Here is a 17,202-nt window from a genome sequence, read left to right on the forward strand (position 1 = left end):
GTGCTATAATCCAAGTGAAGCTGAAGAAATACTTGGGAGATCTCCCTTTAGTTCAGATGACCGTGAAAAATATGTTAAAATCATGTTGGTGTCTTGAAAAATGAAATTTACATAACTGAAAATAAAGGGAAGTGGTAGCTATCGAAGAGCTGGTGATGTCATGGATAGAAGCGTTTAAAAGTTTATCTTATTTTGGAGTATTTCTAGCGCTCTGTATTGAGTTTATCCCTGCTGAAATCGTCCTCCCGCTTGCAGGTTATTGGGTCTCTAAAGGCGATATGACACTTGTTGGCGCTGTTTTGGCGGGATCTCTCGGCGGTGTGGTCGGTCCGCTTACGCTGTATTGGATTGGCAGATACGGAGGGAGGCCGTTTCTTGAGCGTTTTGGGAAGTACCTCTTTATTAAGCCTGAAGCGCTCAATAAGTCGGATGAATTTTTTAAAAAACACGGAGGGTTTGTCGCCTTCAGCGGCCGTTTCTTGCCTGGGATCCGGACGTTGATCTCCATACCGTGCGGAATTGCAAAAATGAATGTGTGGGTGTTTTCGCTTTATACATTCATTGCCATGCTGCCGATTACATTTGTATACGTTTATCTTGGTGTGAAGCTCGGCGAGAATTGGAAGGAAGTCGGCTCTATCCTCGATCAATATATGTTTCCAGTCGGGATAGCGATTTTAGTGGTGTTTTTGCTCTGCCTGCTGATAAAAAAGAGGAAGAAACGTGCCCACTCTGAACACTTATCTGTATTTTTAAAAAATAAGCGTTGACAAAGTATCGCGCTGTGCATATCATTGACATATAATATCATATTTCTTGAATCCCAAAGGGGAGTAGCGTCCGGAAGAGATTCCGGAAACAAAGTCGTCAATTCATGGATTGCGATATCCATCGGCTTTGTTGGCATGCCTGAATTCATGTCTAGCAAGACCTTTGCCTTATGTCGGCAAAGGTCTTTTTTGCATGTTCCGGCCGGCATAAGTTCGGATGAAGAGAAAGAGGAGGGGATCATTAATGGATGCAGCATTATTGGTAGAGTATGGTTGGGTTCTTCTCGTTTTGATCGGGCTGGAAGGAATTTTAGCCGCTGATAACGCGTTGGTTATGGCGGTTATGGTCAAACATTTGCCAGAGGAAAAAAGGAAAAAAGCATTATTTTATGGGCTGGCAGGGGCTTTTGTTCTGAGATTTGGCTCTCTATTCGCTATTTCTTTTTTAGTCAACGTATGGCAGGTGCAAGCGATTGGCGCGATCTATCTGCTGTATATCTCAGCAAGCCACTTACTGAAAAGATATGTGTTTAAGAAAGAAGACACACATAAAGAGACGAAGCAAAGCGGTTTTTGGCCGACTGTTATAAAAGTTGAATTGGCAGATATTGCGTTTGCGGTTGATTCCATCTTAGCGGCAGTCGCGTTGGCGGTAACACTTCCTGGGACGCCGCTCCCGAAGATCGGCGGGCTTGACGGAGGGCAATTTCTCGTCATTTTGGCCGGGGGTATCATTGGTCTGGTGATTATGCGATTTGCGGCTTCCATGTTTGTTAAGTTATTAAAGGAACGTCCAAGCCTAGAAACAGCAGCCTTTGTGATTGTCGGCTGGGTCGGGGTGAAGCTTGCTTTATATACACTTGCCCATCAAGAGATAGCAGTTGTTTCTGAACACTTTATCCATTCTGGAACATGGAAGCTGATATTTTGGGGTGTGTTAGCGGCAATCGCGGTCAGCGGCTGGTTCTTGTCAGGCGGAAAAAAACAGCCGGAGGGCATACAAAACGATCAAAAAAACAACAGCCGCGAACAGGCTTGATTTTTTAGACTCTGCTTAAAGGCAGAGTCTTTTTATGTGTGAAACGTTTTCATCTACGAAATAAAATAACATTTTTATAACAGCTTTGTTACAAAAAACACGTATAACACCCCCTTAATTCTCTAGAAAGACACGAAAACTTGTATAGTACATCAGAGTGGTTTGTCATAATTGAGACATTGGAAATCAATATTTCTTTTTCTCCTTTGCGATTCCCTATCAAATTAGCTATCATTAATGAGTAGTTATAGGGAGGAACTGAGGTGAAACCAGTGCTTAGCCTTTTGTTTAAATTAGGAAAAAAGAAGCAAACGCTTGAAAAAACGGTTGAAAGTATACAAAAAGGCAATAAAGATTTGCAAAATGAATTAATACAGCAATATAAGCCATTTATCGCAAAGACGGTTTCATCCGTTTGTAAACGATATATAGATGAAAAAGACGATGAGTTCAGCATTGGGCTGATCGCATTTAATGAAGCTATTGAAAAATACTCACCTGAAAAAGGCAATTCACTGCTCGCATTTGCTGAGCTTATCATAAAAAGAAAAGTTATTGATTACATCAGAAAAGAAGCCAGAAGCGCACAAAATATAAATATTGATTCACAGGAAGGGGACGATCAGGAGTCATCACAAAGCCTGATTGAAGCCGAGCTTTCCATTGATGAATATCGCCGTCAAGTTGAACAGGAGCAGAGGCGGGAGGAAATTCTCTATTTTCAAAGGCAGCTTAAAGAGTATGGTTTATCGTTTAAAGAGCTGCTTGAAAACTCTCCAAAGCATGCGGACGCAAGACAAAATGCCATAAAGGTGGCAATGACTCTTGTTGAACATGAAGAATTGGCCGCTATCCTGTATACAAAGAAACAGCTTCCGGTGAAACAGCTGGAACTCCTTGTCTCTGTAAGCCGAAAAACAATTGAGAGAAATAGGAAATATATTATTGCGATGTGTATTATTATTACAGGTGATTATATTTATTTAAAAGATTATCTTAAAGGGGTGCTGCACTCATGAGAAGAGGGATAATAGTAGAGAAAAATAGAAAATTCGTCACGTTGCTGACCCCTGACGGACAATTTTTAAAAACGAAAAATGATCGCCAAAGTTATGAAATCGGAGAAGAAATCATGATTCCGAGCGAATCACGCATGGGGAGAAGGGCCAGCTTTTTTGATTTTTTAAAACTGCGCCCTTTCAAAATGGGGATTGTTACGATGACTGCAATTATGCTTTTTATTTTTATAGTTCTCCCCACTTTTTCTAATAATAAGGCTTATGCGTATATGACAATTGATATCAATCCAAGCCTTGAAATGGCTTTAAACAGCGATTACGAAGTGATTGAAATGACGCCCCTGAATGATGAGGGAAAGAAGGTTATGGATGATATAGATGATTGGGAGAAGACGGATTTTAAAAAGGTGATTGACGATATTATAACCGACAGCAGTGAGCAGGGGTATGTAAAGAAAACAAAAGAAATATTAATTTCCACTGTTTATGAAAATACACAAGACCATACATATAAAAAAGCTGTGAAAAAACAGCTGAATGATGTGACGGAAAAATATAAAACGACATATCGCATGGAATCTCTCGAGTCAGATATGCAGACGAGAGAAAAAGCGAAGAAGGAAGGTATCTCAACAGGCAGCTACATCAAATCAAATGAAAAGAAAGACAATAAAAAATCAAAACATGACTCCGACAATTCACTCGAGGAAGAGGATCAAAAGAATGCCGGAAACAAGGATGAAAACATCGATCAAAAAACTGACAGCCAGGACGGGAAGCAAGAAGATCATGAACAGCCAAATACCACGGACTCCGAAGACCAGAAAAATGATAAAACGGATGACCAGACTGAGGATCATGGCAAGGATAAAAATGTAAAGGACTCAAATGAAAACACAAATGCCGAAAAAGATGGGGATTATGAGCAACCCCAAATACAAGAGCCTCAAGATAAAGGAAATGAGGACAATAGCGCTGAAAAAGGGCAAAGTCAATATCACAGGGACTGGAATAACGGCGAACAAGGCAGGAACCGTCCTTCTAGCAGCGATAACGCTTCTGACCGCCGTAATCCAAACGGCAGCAGCAGTGATCATAACTCAGCTCAAACAGAAAATTCGCCGAGTGCCCCCGGCGAATAGAGACCTGAGTTTATTTAGTTGTGCCGTTGAATTGTGATTGTGCCTGCTGCACCAGCCGTTTTGTCATTTCCCCGCCTACAGAGCCGTTAGCGCGTGCGACTGTATCTGAACCAAGGTTCACACCGAATTCTTGAGCCACTTCGAGTTTGAATTGGTCTAGTGCCTGCTCCACCCCTGGAACAACGAGTTTATTTCTGCTCGCCATCTTTTTCATCTCCTTTTTTTGTGAGAAATTCTTAACGCATATTTAGTTTGAAATGTACGGGGATTATTTATGCTGGCAATTGTTGTGGAGAATAAGAACCCCCCAGCCCGAAGGCTGGGGGGTGCAGACTATAAAATGTCTTCTGTCATTTTATGTGCTGTTGTTTGAATATGGAAAGTCAAAATGGAGAGGACTGTAATAGCGATAATCTGTCTGATTTTAAGCCATTGTCTGTCAGTCAACTCTTCAAAATGGTGACGGAGACGCTCTGTCTCCTGTTCGACGATCGTTTGCAGATTCGATTCTTTCATAGAAGGCGTGTCCTGGTGATGAACGGCATCTAGCACATATGCACAGCTTTGATAATAAGCGATCGGGCTGATGACATCATCGGATCTGTCCGTGATTGTGTTAAAGGCTACTTTTAAAATAGCCCGTATATGTTCAAAGTCATAAATGGATTTTAAATCACGTACAATTAAAAGAATGACAGCCTGTTCAACTGAGTATTTTTTGCCCAGCTCAGGGTGACCGATCAAATCTTTGATATCACGCTTTACCCAGTTTTGAATAGCAGTGGACTTTAACGAAGTCAGCTCGCATAGGTTGCCAAGTTCTACGATTTCATTTGTGGAGAGACCATATTCTTTTCTCTGTTTTTTTCGTTCGTATCTAGTAAGAAATTCAGGAATTTCAAGATGATTGGCTGCTTTTTCTGCCGACATGTTCGCTGATTGGACGAGAATATCGAGCGGGCTTACGTCTCCTTGTCCTTTAAGAGAATAGAGCAGCCGGACCATATCGGTTCGAGTCAGTTTAAAAATGTTCATTGTTCACCTCTTTAAAACATTTTGACGCGCGGATATACGTTTATGTATGAATTCAGAATTGAAGCGTCAGCAATTACATTAACATCATACGTCGAATCCCTTGCATTTTCAAACAGATGTTTTATAATTTAAATATATAGGTTCTTTTGAACTTAAAAATAACGGAGGTTGTTATGGCTAAAAGAATTTTCCTGTTTATTTTAACGAATATTTTGGTGCTTACAACAATCGGGATCGTTTTGTCTGTTTTAAGCTCTGTTACCGGAGTCGGAACATACTTTACAGCTGATGGCGGTATCGACATAACTGCACTCTTTGTGTTCAGTCTAGTCGTTGGGTTTGTCGGTTCCTTTACATCTCTTGCGATGTCCAGATGGATGGCAAAGACGATGATGGGCGTCAGAGTGCTGAATCCGAACAAACACACGCTCAGCTATGAGGAGCAGCAATTGGTTGACCGTGTTCACCGATTAAGCCGCTCTGCCGGTTTAACAAAAATGCCGGAAGTCGGAATTTACCGCTCACCCGAAGTAAATGCGTTTGCGACTGGACCGTCAAAACGCCGTTCTCTTGTGGCAGTGTCGTCAGGATTGCTGGAGCAAATGGATGATGCTGCGGTTGAAGGCGTACTTGCCCACGAGGTCGCGCATATCACTAATGGTGACATGGTTACAATGACGCTTTTGCAAGGTATCGTCAATACTTTTGTCGTCTTTTTATCGCGGATCGCAGCATGGATTGCAAGCCGCTTCGTCAAGGAAGATCTTGCGCCAATTGTTCATTTTATTGCAATGATTGTCTTTCAAATTGTCTTCTCTATTCTCGGAAGCCTGGTTGTGTTTGCGTTCTCACGCCATCGCGAATTCCATGCTGACAGGGGAGGAGCTGACCTTGCCGGCAAGGATAAAATGATTCATGCACTTCGGACGCTCAAGGGCTATTCTTCCCGCGTGATGGAAGACGACCAGACAGCTGTGCAAACATTAAAGATTAACGGCAAAAAACGCTCTTCGCTTTTCTCTACTCACCCTGATTTAGATGAGCGAATCAGACGGTTAGAAGCTAAATAATACAGACACGTTGTTCCTCTGAGAGAATCTCTCAGAGGTTTTTTATTTGATCCTTTGACTAAAATCATAAAAAATGAAGCAAGTTAAGAAAATGTTTTGTAAAAGCCTTTTAAAATGGAGCTAATATCTTTAGAATAATTACGTACTTTAAAAGAGAGGCAGAAGGATTTTACATGAAATTCAAGTTTGGAAAATTAATACAGGCGCTGTCGCCCGCCCAGCTGATTGCGTTATACTACTTTCTTGCCGTTACGGTTGCTGTTCTATTGCTGAGTTTGCCGGCGGCCCATAAATCCGGGGCAAATTGGACATTTATTGATGCGCTGTTTACAGCTGTCAGTTCAGTCAGCGTAACAGGGCTGACGGTCGTTGATACTGCTGATACATTCAGTACAATAGGCATTTTTATCTTGGCATTTGTTCTGCAATTTGGCGGAATCGGAATTATGACGCTCGGCACGTTTATTTGGCTGATCATGGGAAAACGAATCGGGCTGAAAGAACGGAAACTGATAATGGTTGACCAAAATCAATCCCAGTTTTCAGGAATTGTTAATCTCATGAAGCAGGTTCTATTTCTGATCTTGCTGATTGAATTTGTTGGTGGAATGATACTCGGCACCTATTTCTTAACCTACTATGATTCCTATCAAGCAGCTTATTTACACGGGTTTTTTGCCAGTATCAGCGCAACTACAAATGGCGGATTTGATATTACCGGCCGCTCCATGATTCCGTTCCGCCATGATTATTTTGTGCAATTTATTACAATTCTTTTAATTGTATTTGGCGCAATTGGATTTCCTGTGCTTGTCGAAGTGAAGGATTTCTTGTTTTCAAAGCAACGGAAATACTCGTTTACACTTTTTACGAAAATCACGACGATTACCTTCGGCTCACTGGTCTTATTTGGAGCCATCGGCATTTATGTCCTGGAAGCAAATCACGCGTTTGCGGGAAAGTCATGGCATGACATTTTGTTTCTGTCCCTGTTTCAATCAACAGCAACTCGAAGCGGGGGGCTGGCAACCATTGATATCAGCCAATTATCAAACACTACAATATTTTTTGTTTGTGCGCTGATGTTTATTGGAGCGTCGCCAAGCTCAGTAGGAGGAGGTATACGGACAACGACTTTCGCCTTGAACCTTCTGGCGCTGTTCCATTTTGCCCGCGGCAATAAGTCAGTCAAGGTATTTAAACGGGAGCTGCATCCTGCTGATCTCATGAAGTCGCTTGTGGTTACAATGATGGCGGTTCTGCTCGTTTTTGGTTCGACACTTGTTCTTACGATGACAGAAAAGCATTCCCTGATGGAGCTTTTATTTGAAGTATGCTCGGCATTCGGTACAACCGGTCTGTCACTGGGGATTACCGCTGATTTAAGCAATGTTGGAAAATGTGTCATTATGATTGTGATGTTTATCGGGCGAATCGGTATCCTGACCTTCCTGTATCTGATCGGAAGAAAGGAAAGTGAAGCGAATTATCATTATCCGAAGGAAAGAGTGATTATCGGATAGAAGGAACACCGCATGTTTTGCGGTGTTTTTTGATTGCCAGAAAAAAGATGTGTGGGGCTGTTTCAGTTGGAGAACCTAACATCATCAGGTGCAGTTTAACGCTCCTGCATGAAAACTGATGAGGAGGATTCGTATGAAGCGCAAAGCTGAAGTAAATGAGGCCAATAAAAATAACAATACACCTACTGAGAGTATGGACCCGAATTCTTATAAGACACAGTATCATGACGACCCGAATTTTAGAGGAGCAAACCGCAATTCCAAACAGGGTCAGCAAGGAGGCATGTGATTATGAAGAAAAACCGTCATAGCAGAGACATGCAAAATCACAAAAAGCCTATGAATAAAAAAGTGCTTGAGGAAGAATTCTCAAGTGAACTTGGGGATTATAATGCAGGTAAGATCATCGAAACGCTGGAAGTCACAAAGCCTGAAAAAAAACAAGAGAAAAAGCAAAAATAAAAAAGACCTCTTAGGCGGGTATTCCGCTTAAGAGGTCTTTTTCTATTTTAAATAAACTTTTTTGCCCGTTCCTCTGACAAATTGCAATAAGTTGGTTATCCTCAGCTCAATGAAGGGCTGTGCAACTGTTTTGATAAAATTGCTGGAGAGTACGCTTGTAAGGACTGCCGTTAATAGCAAGAGAATCACTAAGCTCTGATAGTCCGCAAGCACATCCTCAAGACCGAATTGTCTCAGCGTTTTAATAATAAACCCATGAAGCAAATACACGTAAAATGTCCGGGTCCCCCATTTTGTAAAGAAGAACCGTTTTTGCGGAACGAGCGCTAAAAAGCTGAAGGTCGCTGCAAAAGCGAGTACATACCAGCCGATGCGGGAAAGTCCGCTTACTAGTGTAACATCTCCAAATGAAGAATACGGTTTTGAACCAAACAAAATCGAATAGTCAAAATCGATGCCTGAGCAGATGACAAACACGGCCGCAAGCACTCCGAGCGCAATTTGTTTGCCTCGTTTTGATTTCAATAATTCAAAATGATGTTTATTCAAATAAAATCCGACAAGGAACATCGGTAAAAATACAAATGTCCGTGAAAGACTCAGCGTATTGCTGATAAAGTCTAAATAGCCGATTAACACGGCAATTCCGCAGCTGACAAACAGTGCTGTTAGCTTTGAAAGCTTTGAAAATGGATAAAGCAGGAGGTTCCAAAAAAATAAGCTTACGAGAAACCATAGCGACCATTGCGGATCAATCGGATTTATATTTGCCATGCTTGCATCTTGTATCATGTAATAGAAGACAGAATAGATGATTTGGAAAATTAAATACGGAATAATCAGCTTGACCGCCAGCTTTTTTACATACCCCGCGCGTTTAAAGCCTTTTGCGAAATAACCGGATACAAGAATAAAGGCAGGCATGTGGAATGTGTAAATGAACTTGTAGAGGTAGAGCATAAAGTTGTTATCGTGAATAAATGAACGAAGAATATGACCGAATACAACTAGGAATATCAATAAGAATTTTGCATTATCGAAATAACTGTCCCGCGATTTACTCATAGCATCACCTTCTCTTTCATCAGTCACTAAGAGATTATTCCCTGCTAGTATGTATTTTAAAATAAAAGATGTAATAGGAACCTGAAAAATGGCTGATTGTTAGGGCGATGTAAAGTGTCGGTAAGGATCGTCGAAAATGTCTTTGTTATGTAATCAGACTGAAATTTTCTGAAATTTATAGGGCGAATGAAGGAAGTTCCCGCATTTTGTAGAAATATTGAGGGATAGGTTTTGAAGAAGGAGTGTACACGTATGGAAACTCTTGATGTCCAGACAAGTTCGGAGCTGCGGGAAGAACTGAAGCGCCTCAAAGAAGATAATGCCCGGCTGAAAAAGGAATTGAAGCAGCATCAAGTGATTGTCAACAATACGCTCGATGCTATTTTTATATGTGATAATGAAATGCGAATTGTTCAGGCGAATGAAGCAACAGAGAGGATGCTTCAAGTGAATTCGTCAGATTTGAAAAAGCGTTCTGTTTTGGATTTCTTATTTTCAATTCCAAAGGATGAACTGAATCTTGCCGCGAAGAAATTCTTTAAAAAAGGCTTCCTGTGGAAGGAGGTCCCGATTAAGCTTGATGGAGGGGCGACAAAATATATAGAGTTCCTTGCTAAAAGAGGCATTGGCGAGAATTTATTTTTTGTTGTCATGAGAGACATATCTTCAAAGAAAATTCTGGAGCGCGAATTCTCTATGAATGAACAGCTTTTTAAGGACTTGTTTGACAGAGCTGTTGACGGAATCGTTATTTTTGATAAAGATGGCGGTTTCATTGATGCTAATTTGTCCTTTTGTAAAAGCTTTGAAATCAATCATAATGAGCTGTCTCATTTATCGTTGTATAAGTTCATAGACGGCGGCTCTCAAAAAGATCTCGACAATATCTGGAAGACGCTCAACCGCAAGGGGAAAGCGAAGGGAGAGCTGCCCGTCAAGCTTCGATCAGGAGTTCAAAAGCTATTTGAATTCACGATCACTTCTAACATTATCAGCGGATTTTATATGTCCATTATGAGGGATATTACAGAGAAGCGGTCGATGGAGTTGCAGCTCTTTAAAAGTGAGGAGCGCTTCAGAGAAATTTTTGAAAATGCGATGGATGCCATTATCATCTGGTCGGATGATGGAAGAATCGTGAAGGCGAATCAGTCAGCCTGCAAAATTTTCGAGCTGCCGATGAATTTGCTGTTGAAACGAAAGCTGTTTGATTTTCTCGTTGACTCGCAAAAGAAATACAGCATAACAAAGAAGAAATACGTAAAATACGGAGAGATCAGAGAAGAGCTGCTGTTTCAAATGGGGAATGGGCAATTTAAAGAACTTGAATTCACTTCAAAGCGGACAATATTAGAGAATCAGCACTTAACGATTTTAAGAAACGTCAGTGACAGAAAGCGGATGGAAAAGGAACTTCGTGAAAGTGAACTGAAATTCAGAAAAGTATTCAACGGCTCAATGGACGGCAATGTATTGTTCGATAATCAATACAGGATCATTGACGCCAACCCGTTAGCTAGCCATATTTTAGGCTTGTCATATGAAGAGATCAAACAGCACAGCCTGTTAGATATTATTTCTTCATATGAAATAGAAAATGTTGCATCATCGGCTAGGCAGATTCATTTTGATGAAATGGACAACGAAATTCCATTTGTGCTGAGCAGCAGTGACAACAGGAAACTCGAATTCTCTTTTAAAAAAAATATCATTCAAAATATGAATCTGGCTATTTTTAAAGATGTAACAGAGCGAAAAGAACTTGAGGAACGTCTGCGTAAGTCAGATACCCTTCATGTTGTCGGCGAACTCGCTGCCGGTATCGCTCATGAAATTAGAAATCCGATGACAGCTCTTAAAGGCTTCATTCAGCTCCTGAAGGGAAGTGTGGAGGGAGACTACGCCCTTTACTTTAACGTAATCACCTCAGAACTAAAACGCATCGAATCCATCATCACTGAATTTTTGATTTTAGCCAAACCCCAGGCTATTATGTATGAGGAAAAACACGTTACCCAAATTATGAGAGACACTATAGATCTTTTAAACGCGCAAGCCAATCTCAGCAATGTACAAATACAACTTGAGTTAATGGATGACATTCCGCCGATTTATTGTGAACCGAATCAGTTGAAACAAGTTTTTATCAATATATTAAAAAACGCGATCGAAGTGATGCCTGATGGAGGGAACATTTTTGTGAGGATAAAGGCATTGGATCAAGATCATATTCTCATTTCCTTAAAAGACGAGGGAAATGGAATGACAGAAGATAAATTAAAACGCCTTGGTGAACCTTTTTATACAACAAAAGAACGGGGAACTGGACTGGGGCTTATGGTAAGCTATAAAATTATTGAAGAACATCAAGGCGAAATTACAGTAGAGAGTGAAGAAGGGAAGGGCACTGTCTTCCATATTACGCTTCCCGTCAGACAGAATGCTGAAGAAAGAAGGATTGATGAATGAACTACTACACGACAGCTGAAACACCGCTCGGGGAACTCATCATCGCTGAAGAGGATGGCCGGATTACCCGTCTATTTCTCAATCAGGATGATTGGATGGAGTGGAATGAAACCGTTCAGAATACAGAGCGCAATGAAACGGCTTATTTGACAGAAGCGAAAAAACAGCTTCATGAATATTTCGCCGGCGAAAGAAAAACCTTCTCGCTGCCGCTGAGCCAAAAAGGAACTCCTTTTCAGCAAAAAGTTTGGGCCGCGCTAAAGATGATACCGTATGGAGAATCCCGTAGCTATGCTGATATCGCTGAAGCGATCGGCAGTCCGAAAGCGGTGCGCGCAGTCGGACAGGCCAATAAACGAAACGATCTGCCAATTTTTGTCCCATGTCACAGAGTGATCGGCAAAAACAGCGCGTTAACAGGGTATGCCGGAAGTAAAACTGATCTCAAAGCCTTTTTGCTGAACATCGAGCGAATCTCCTATAAAGAAAAATAAAACATATGGCACGTTCCCTTTTTTCGCGGCCGACATATCATTTTATTAAGCTAAAAAAGTTGGTCTGATGAAAAAGGAGGACAAAGCAATTGAAGCCGAGCCGCTCTGAGAAAATAGCTGTTTTTGCCCAACTGTTTGAGAAACTGCATATCTTATCAAGCGCTCAAAAAGATGAAATCATTAATATCCATAAAAACAAACAAAAAAACCGCTGACTCGGCCCGGCATGAGCAAAGTTCAGCGGTTTTTTAATGAATTTTTTCGCCTCTAAACAGCTGTTCAATTTCTTCTGCATAGCTGCCGGTCATAATCCCTTTTTCTGTGATGATGCCTGAAATGAGATCATAGGGTGTAATGTCAAATGCGGGATTAAAGACAGGGACATCCGGTGGAGCGATTCGGACTCCGGAAATCCGCCTTACTTCCTCGGGATCACGTTCCTCTATCGGAATATCTGCACCGCATTTCACCTTCGTATCAAATGTAGATAAAGGTGCAGCAACAAAAAACGGAATATCCAATGCGTTTGCTAAAATAGCGAGACCGTATGTGCCGATTTTATTTGCTGTATCACCGTTCTTCGCAATGCGGTCGGCACCGACGATGACAGCGGAAATTTGTTTTTCCTTCATCGTATGGGCAGCCATGCTGTCTGTGATCAAAGTGACATCAATACCGCCCTGCATAAGCTCCCACGCAGTCAGGCGCGAACCTTGAAGGACAGGTCTTGTTTCGCAGGCATAGATGTGCAGCCCCAAATCCTTCTGTTTGGCCAAGTAAAATGGAGCGAGCGCCGTTCCATAGCGGCTTGTTGCGATAGATCCGGCATTGCAGATCGTCATAATCCGGTCGCCTTTTTTGAAAAGGTGTAGGGCGTTTTGGCCGATCATCCGGCACGTTTCCTCATCCTCGACCTGAATCTGGATCGCTTCGTGGACAAGGTTTGTTTTTGCTTCATTTACGGAAATGGCGTTTTCGATCGAATGACGCAGTCTCTCAAGCGCCCATGATAAATTAATGGCGGTAGGCCGCGACCTGTTTAAATACGCTTTGATATCATCGAGCTTGTGGCGGAATTCCGTGACATCATCTGTTTCGATATCTTTTGCAGCAAGCGCAAGTCCGAAGGCAGCTGTAATACCGATAGCCGGGGCGCCCCTTACTTTGAGGGTGACAATCGCGTCAAATACATCTTCCTTCGTCGTCAGCTCCAGATATTCCGTCACATCAGGCAGCTTTTGCTGATTTAAAATGGTAATGGCTGTTTCTTTCCATTCAACAGAACGTGGAACAGCAAATGAGTGGATCATGATTAGATCATTCCTTTACAAGTAACTTAAATGATTCAATAACATCCGTTATCGTTTTAAATTCCGAACGTTTTTCGATAAAGGCTGTACCGGTTTCCAGTGCGAGCCGTTTTCTGCCGATTCGTTTATCGAACGGTACAATTGCATCCAGATCAGCTACATGGGCAAGACCGATCGCGCGGCGTATCAGCTCACAGCCCGCAAATCCGATCGCCTCTTCTAAAATATGACTGAGCGTATCAGAAAGGTAACCGTCGATGTTGGCGTAAACATCCAGACTGTCCTTTTCCCAGGCTTCAGTGAATGTTTTTTGAAATGTTTCCCAAACCTGCTTGACATGTTCATATAACATCTTTCTGTCACCGCCTTCGCGGCCGAGTGCGTTCAAAAATAAGTTGGCGATAAATTGGCCTATATCAAAGCCGATCGGTCCGTAACATGCAAATTCAGGATCAATCACTTTTGTTTCATGTTTGCCGGCAAATATACTCCCTGTATGCAAATCTCCATGAATCAGCGTTTCTGCCGATGTTAAAAACGACTTTTTCAGTTTTGCGGCTTCGATTTTGACGTTGTCGTTATTCCAAAGCTTTTCGACATAAGGACAAAGCTCTTCTTCAAAGTCATTTGTGTCATGGTCAAAGAAAGGGTCTGTAAAGACAAGCCTTTCCGTTATGTCACACAGCTCAGGATTTGCAAACTGTTTAACAAGCTGTTTTTTCACTTTAGGTTCAAGCGCGTAGTCTGACGAGTAGAAAAGTGTTTTTCCTAGAAATTCACCGATGTGCTGTGACAGCTCGGGATACTTTTCACCTTCAATGAGTCCTTTTCTTGCGATTTCCAGATGAGAAAGATCCTCCATCACAGTAACGGCCATTTCTGTATCAGAATAAAACACTTTAGGAACCAGGTGCGGCACGTGCTCGCCTTGGCGGATGAGAGCGCTGCTTTCGATTCTTGCACGATCGATTGTCAGCGGCCAGCTTTCTCCGACCACTTTTGCATAAGGAACCGCTTGTTTAATGATCAATGCTCTGTCATGTTCTTGATCATAAATATGAAAAACGTAATTTAAATTGCCGTCGCCGATCTCCCGGCATGTCAGCGTGCTTTTGCTTGGAAATAAGCCAAGCTTCACCGCCAGCGCCACAGCGGAGCTTTCATTTAGCGTTTCGTATAAAGGTGTCTTTGTGACTGCCATTGTCATAACCTCCAATTATGTAATCTCTTGATATGTTTGCCGCTGAATGGCCGTAAAAAAGCCTCCTTCTCAGAGAGAAGGAGGCTTAACATGTATGTCCGCCTCTCTTATCTCTCAGATCAGATCTGATGGAATTAGCACCGTGCCTTAGAGACGAGCGTCTCGGCGCGAAAAGATGCGCCCCATTTCACAATGGAATTACGGTCGGTTGCTGTTGGGGTCAAAAGGCCAATCCCTCGCCCAACTCTCGATAAGAGAATATATTCATTTGTTTAACAATTCTAATTTATCAGTTGATGAAAATACTAACAGGTGTTTTAGCAAGTTGTCAATCTATTTTTTAATATAAATCTTTTCTGATATCATCAAAAACAGGAATGGTCTCGCGCACTTTAACGCTTTCCTGAAGATCGATTTCAGCCCTGATAACGCCTTCTTCCCGGCCGCCTTCAGCAAGTACACGCCCCCATGGATCAATAATCAGGCTATGTCCGGCAAATTCATTATCGGGATTTGACCCGGTGCAATTGCAGGCAGCGACAAAGCATTGATTTTCAATGGCCCGGGCAATAAGCAGGCTTTTCCAATGGTCAAGGCGGGGAAGAGGCCATTCCGCGGAAATAAACAGCACGTTGGCACCTTTTGTCGTATGTTTTCTGATCCATTCTGGAAAACGAATGTCGTAACAGATCAGTCCGGAGCTTTTGACACCATCAAGCTCAAAGTATCCGTCATCGGTACCGGCTGATAAATAGACATGCTCATCCATCAGCTGAAAAAGATGGGCTTTTCTATACTCTTTAATGATTTGTCCTTCCTGATCCGCGATGTACATTGTATTATAAACATCAGAATGATCTCTGACAGCCACCGAGCCGGCAACAATATGAACGCCGTATTTTTTTGCTGTTTTCTTGAGCCAGCTCTGAGCAGAACGGCCGTCTTCATCAGCGAGCTCATCAAGGTTGGCCAAATCATATCCGGTCGTCCATAATTCCGGAAGAACAACAACATCAGCATGTTTGCTTTCTTTTTCAATAAAAAATTCAGCCTTTTTTATATTTTCAGAAGGTTTTCCGTATGAAATATCAAATTGAAGACAAGATACCGTCCATTTCATCTTTTTACCACCCCAAATTTTTCTTTACTTTTTTGTTTTAACCATATATGATGATGGACTATCATTTCAAGATTTTTTTAGAAGGTGAGAATAGATGAATTTTGAACAGTCTCATGTATTGAAGGAATTGCCTAAGCAATTCTTTGCTTCTCTAGTGCAGAAAGTGAATCGAAAGCTCGCAGAAGGACACGATGTCATCAATCTCGGACAGGGAAATCCGGATCAGCCGACTCCGGAACATATCGTCGAAGAAATGAAACGAGCTGTTGCTGATCCTGAAAATCATAAATACTCATCTTTTCGCGGCTCACATAGTCTAAAATCAGCCGCCGCAGCATTTTATAAAAGAGAATATGGCATTGATCTTAACCCGGAAACTGAAATCGCTGTATTATTCGGCGGAAAAGCTGGTTTGGTTGAGCTCCCGCAATGTTTGTTAAACCCCGGTGATACGATTTTAGTTCCTGATCCGGGCTATCCTGATTACTGGTCAGGTGTCATGCTTGCAAAAGCGAAAATGGAAATGATGCCGCTCGTAAAAGAGAGGGCGTTTCTCCCTGATTACAGCAGCATCTCTGCTGAAGTGAGGGAACAGGCGAAGTTGATGTATTTAAATTATCCGAACAATCCGACTGGGGCTGTTGCTACTTCTGCATTTTTTGAAGAAACCGTGAATTTTGCGAAAGAAAATGAAATCTGTGTCGTACACGATTTTGCTTACGGCGCTGTAGGGTTTGACGGGAACAAGCCGTTAAGCTTTTTGCAGACTGAAGGGGCAAAGGATATCGGCATTGAAATTTACACGCTGTCAAAAACGTATAATATGGCAGGATGGCGGGTCGGCTTTGCCGTCGGAAACGCTTCGGTCATTGAAGCGATCAATCTTTATCAAGACCATATGTTTGTCAGTCTTTTCAAAGCGACCCAGGAGGCAGCTGCAGCGGCGCTGCTAGCTGAACAAACATGTGTGGCGGAGCAAAATGCCCGCTATGAGAGCAGGAGAGACGCTTGGATCACAGCATGCCGGGACATCGGCTGGGAGGTGACAGCTCCGGCAGGTTCATTTTTTGCATGGCTGCCTATACCTGAAGGCTATACGTCTGAGCAGTTCTCAGACCTTTTGCTGGAAAAAGCGAATGTGGCGGTCGCCGCTGGAAACGGCTTCGGTGAATATGGCGAGGGCTACGTCAGAGTCGGACTGCTGACAAGCGAAGAAAGGCTTAAGGAAGCCGCTGATCGAATTGGGAAACTGAATTTGTTTACCCGAAAAAGCATTGACAAGATTCTGTAACGGTGGGATAATTCAAAATAATTTATAAAATCTATATTTTCTTATCAAGAGCAGGCAGAGGGACGAGCCCGATGAAGCCCGGCAACCGACTTTGTAAAGCACGGTGCTAATTCTTGCAGCTGGCGGCTGAGAGATAAGATTCGGACGAGAAACGAAACCTCTTTAGACGCGGATGGCTGTTTGAAGAGGTTT

General features: G+C 42.2%; 18 protein-coding genes and 2 riboswitches. Of the genes, 12 read left to right on the top strand and 6 right to left on the bottom strand.

Annotation, left to right across the window (positions count from 1 at the left end; genetic code table 11):
• The first annotated feature begins 155 nt into the window (after window positions 1-155).
• The 4 genes from BTW01_RS01835 to BTW01_RS01850 all read left to right on the top strand — a co-directional run bounded on the left by BTW01_RS01835 (window position 156) and on the right by BTW01_RS01850 (window position 3,970).
• Window positions 156-770, top strand: a complete 615-nt coding sequence (locus BTW01_RS01835) for a DedA family protein (protein WP_162101339.1) — start codon at window positions 156-158, stop codon at window positions 768-770.
• Window positions 771-1,014: 244 nt separating this feature from the next.
• Window positions 1,015-1,809: a TerC family protein gene (locus BTW01_RS01840; RefSeq protein ID WP_162101340.1), complete on the top strand. Its 795-nt coding sequence runs from the start codon at window positions 1,015-1,017 to the stop codon at window positions 1,807-1,809.
• Between the two features lie 263 nt (window positions 1,810-2,072).
• A complete protein-coding gene (sigI, locus tag BTW01_RS01845) occupies window positions 2,073-2,828 on the top strand; it encodes an RNA polymerase sigma factor SigI (RefSeq protein ID WP_162101341.1) in 756 nt (251 codons plus the stop codon).
• On the top strand, window positions 2,825-3,970 hold the full coding sequence (locus BTW01_RS01850) for an anti-sigma factor domain-containing protein (protein ID WP_162101342.1): 1,146 nt from the start codon (window positions 2,825-2,827) through the stop codon (window positions 3,968-3,970). The genes sigI and BTW01_RS01850 overlap by 4 nt, the downstream gene beginning before the upstream one ends.
• A gap of 10 nt (window positions 3,971-3,980) precedes the next feature.
• Here BTW01_RS01850 and sspD read toward each other — a convergent pair whose 3' ends face one another.
• Entirely contained in the window at window positions 3,981-4,175 is a 195-nt protein-coding gene (sspD, locus tag BTW01_RS01855; RefSeq protein ID WP_162101343.1) for an acid-soluble spore protein SspD, read from the bottom strand.
• A gap of 128 nt (window positions 4,176-4,303) precedes the next feature.
• The gene (locus BTW01_RS01860) at window positions 4,304-5,005 is read right to left on the bottom strand and encodes a DUF1836 domain-containing protein (RefSeq protein WP_162101344.1); all 702 of its coding nucleotides are present in this window, start codon (window positions 5,003-5,005) and stop codon (window positions 4,304-4,306) included.
• A 173-nt stretch (window positions 5,006-5,178) separates the two neighbouring features.
• Here BTW01_RS01860 and htpX point away from each other — a divergent pair, with 173 nt between their 5' ends.
• The 4 genes from htpX (at window position 5,179) to BTW01_RS01880 (ending at window position 8,060) form a co-directional block, all read left to right on the top strand.
• Window positions 5,179-6,075 (top strand): protease HtpX, encoded by an 897-nt coding sequence (gene htpX / locus BTW01_RS01865; RefSeq protein WP_162101345.1) that lies wholly within the window; start codon window positions 5,179-5,181, stop codon window positions 6,073-6,075.
• Window positions 6,076-6,248: 173 nt separating this feature from the next.
• Window positions 6,249-7,598 carry a TrkH family potassium uptake protein gene (locus tag BTW01_RS01870; RefSeq protein ID WP_162101346.1) on the top strand — a complete coding sequence of 450 codons (1,350 nt, stop codon included), beginning with the start codon at window positions 6,249-6,251 and terminating at the stop codon, window positions 7,596-7,598.
• A gap of 133 nt (window positions 7,599-7,731) precedes the next feature.
• Window positions 7,732-7,887, top strand: coding sequence for a hypothetical protein (locus BTW01_RS01875; protein ID WP_162101347.1), 156 nt, complete (start codon window positions 7,732-7,734; stop codon window positions 7,885-7,887).
• A gap of 2 nt (window positions 7,888-7,889) precedes the next feature.
• Window positions 7,890-8,060, top strand: a complete 171-nt coding sequence (locus BTW01_RS01880; protein WP_162101348.1) for a hypothetical protein — start codon at window positions 7,890-7,892, stop codon at window positions 8,058-8,060.
• A 42-nt stretch (window positions 8,061-8,102) separates the two neighbouring features.
• On the opposite strand, the gene BTW01_RS01885 is transcribed toward BTW01_RS01880, so the two are convergent.
• Window positions 8,103-9,125: an acyltransferase family protein gene (locus tag BTW01_RS01885; RefSeq protein WP_162101349.1), complete on the bottom strand. Its 1,023-nt coding sequence runs from the start codon at window positions 9,123-9,125 to the stop codon at window positions 8,103-8,105.
• A 252-nt stretch (window positions 9,126-9,377) separates the two neighbouring features.
• On the opposite strand from BTW01_RS01885, the gene kinE reads away from it, so the two are divergent.
• The 3 genes from kinE (at window position 9,378) to BTW01_RS01900 (ending at window position 12,303) form a co-directional block, all read left to right on the top strand.
• Window positions 9,378-11,594, top strand: a complete 2,217-nt coding sequence (kinE, locus tag BTW01_RS01890; RefSeq protein WP_162101350.1) for a sporulation two-component system sensor histidine kinase KinE — start codon at window positions 9,378-9,380, stop codon at window positions 11,592-11,594.
• Window positions 11,591-12,088 (top strand): methylated-DNA--[protein]-cysteine S-methyltransferase, encoded by a 498-nt coding sequence (locus BTW01_RS01895; protein ID WP_162101351.1) that lies wholly within the window; start codon window positions 11,591-11,593, stop codon window positions 12,086-12,088. Before kinE ends, BTW01_RS01895 begins: the two co-directional genes overlap by 4 nt.
• An 89-nt stretch (window positions 12,089-12,177) precedes the next feature.
• On the top strand, window positions 12,178-12,303 hold the full coding sequence (locus BTW01_RS01900; RefSeq protein ID WP_162101352.1) for a hypothetical protein: 126 nt from the start codon (window positions 12,178-12,180) through the stop codon (window positions 12,301-12,303).
• A 33-nt stretch (window positions 12,304-12,336) separates the two neighbouring features.
• On the opposite strand, the gene mtnA is transcribed toward BTW01_RS01900, so the two are convergent.
• The 3 genes from mtnA to BTW01_RS01915 all read right to left on the bottom strand — a co-directional run bounded on the left by mtnA (window position 12,337) and on the right by BTW01_RS01915 (window position 15,719).
• Entirely contained in the window at window positions 12,337-13,398 is a 1,062-nt protein-coding gene (mtnA, locus tag BTW01_RS01905) for an S-methyl-5-thioribose-1-phosphate isomerase (protein WP_162101353.1), read from the bottom strand.
• Between the two features lie 7 nt (window positions 13,399-13,405).
• Window positions 13,406-14,599 carry an S-methyl-5-thioribose kinase gene (gene mtnK, locus BTW01_RS01910; RefSeq protein ID WP_162101354.1) on the bottom strand — a complete coding sequence of 398 codons (1,194 nt, stop codon included), beginning with the start codon at window positions 14,597-14,599 and terminating at the stop codon, window positions 13,406-13,408.
• 104 nt (window positions 14,600-14,703) lie between these two features.
• Window positions 14,704-14,856, bottom strand: a riboswitch (SAM riboswitch).
• Between the two features lie 83 nt (window positions 14,857-14,939).
• Complete coding sequence (locus tag BTW01_RS01915; protein WP_162101355.1) at window positions 14,940-15,719, bottom strand: carbon-nitrogen family hydrolase; 780 nt, start codon at window positions 15,717-15,719, stop codon at window positions 14,940-14,942.
• Between the two features lie 94 nt (window positions 15,720-15,813).
• Between BTW01_RS01915 and BTW01_RS01920 the strand changes: the two genes are divergently transcribed.
• Window positions 15,814-17,010 (top strand): pyridoxal phosphate-dependent aminotransferase, encoded by a 1,197-nt coding sequence (locus BTW01_RS01920; protein WP_162101356.1) that lies wholly within the window; start codon window positions 15,814-15,816, stop codon window positions 17,008-17,010.
• Between the two features lie 38 nt (window positions 17,011-17,048).
• A riboswitch (SAM riboswitch) is annotated at window positions 17,049-17,150 on the top strand.
• The last annotated feature ends 52 nt before the right edge of the window (window positions 17,151-17,202 follow it).

Origin of the sequence: Bacillus sp. SKDU12 (assembly GCF_010093085.1) — a bacterium.
In the GTDB taxonomy this organism is placed as follows: Bacteria; Bacillota; Bacilli; order Bacillales; family Bacillaceae; genus Bacillus; species Bacillus mexicanus.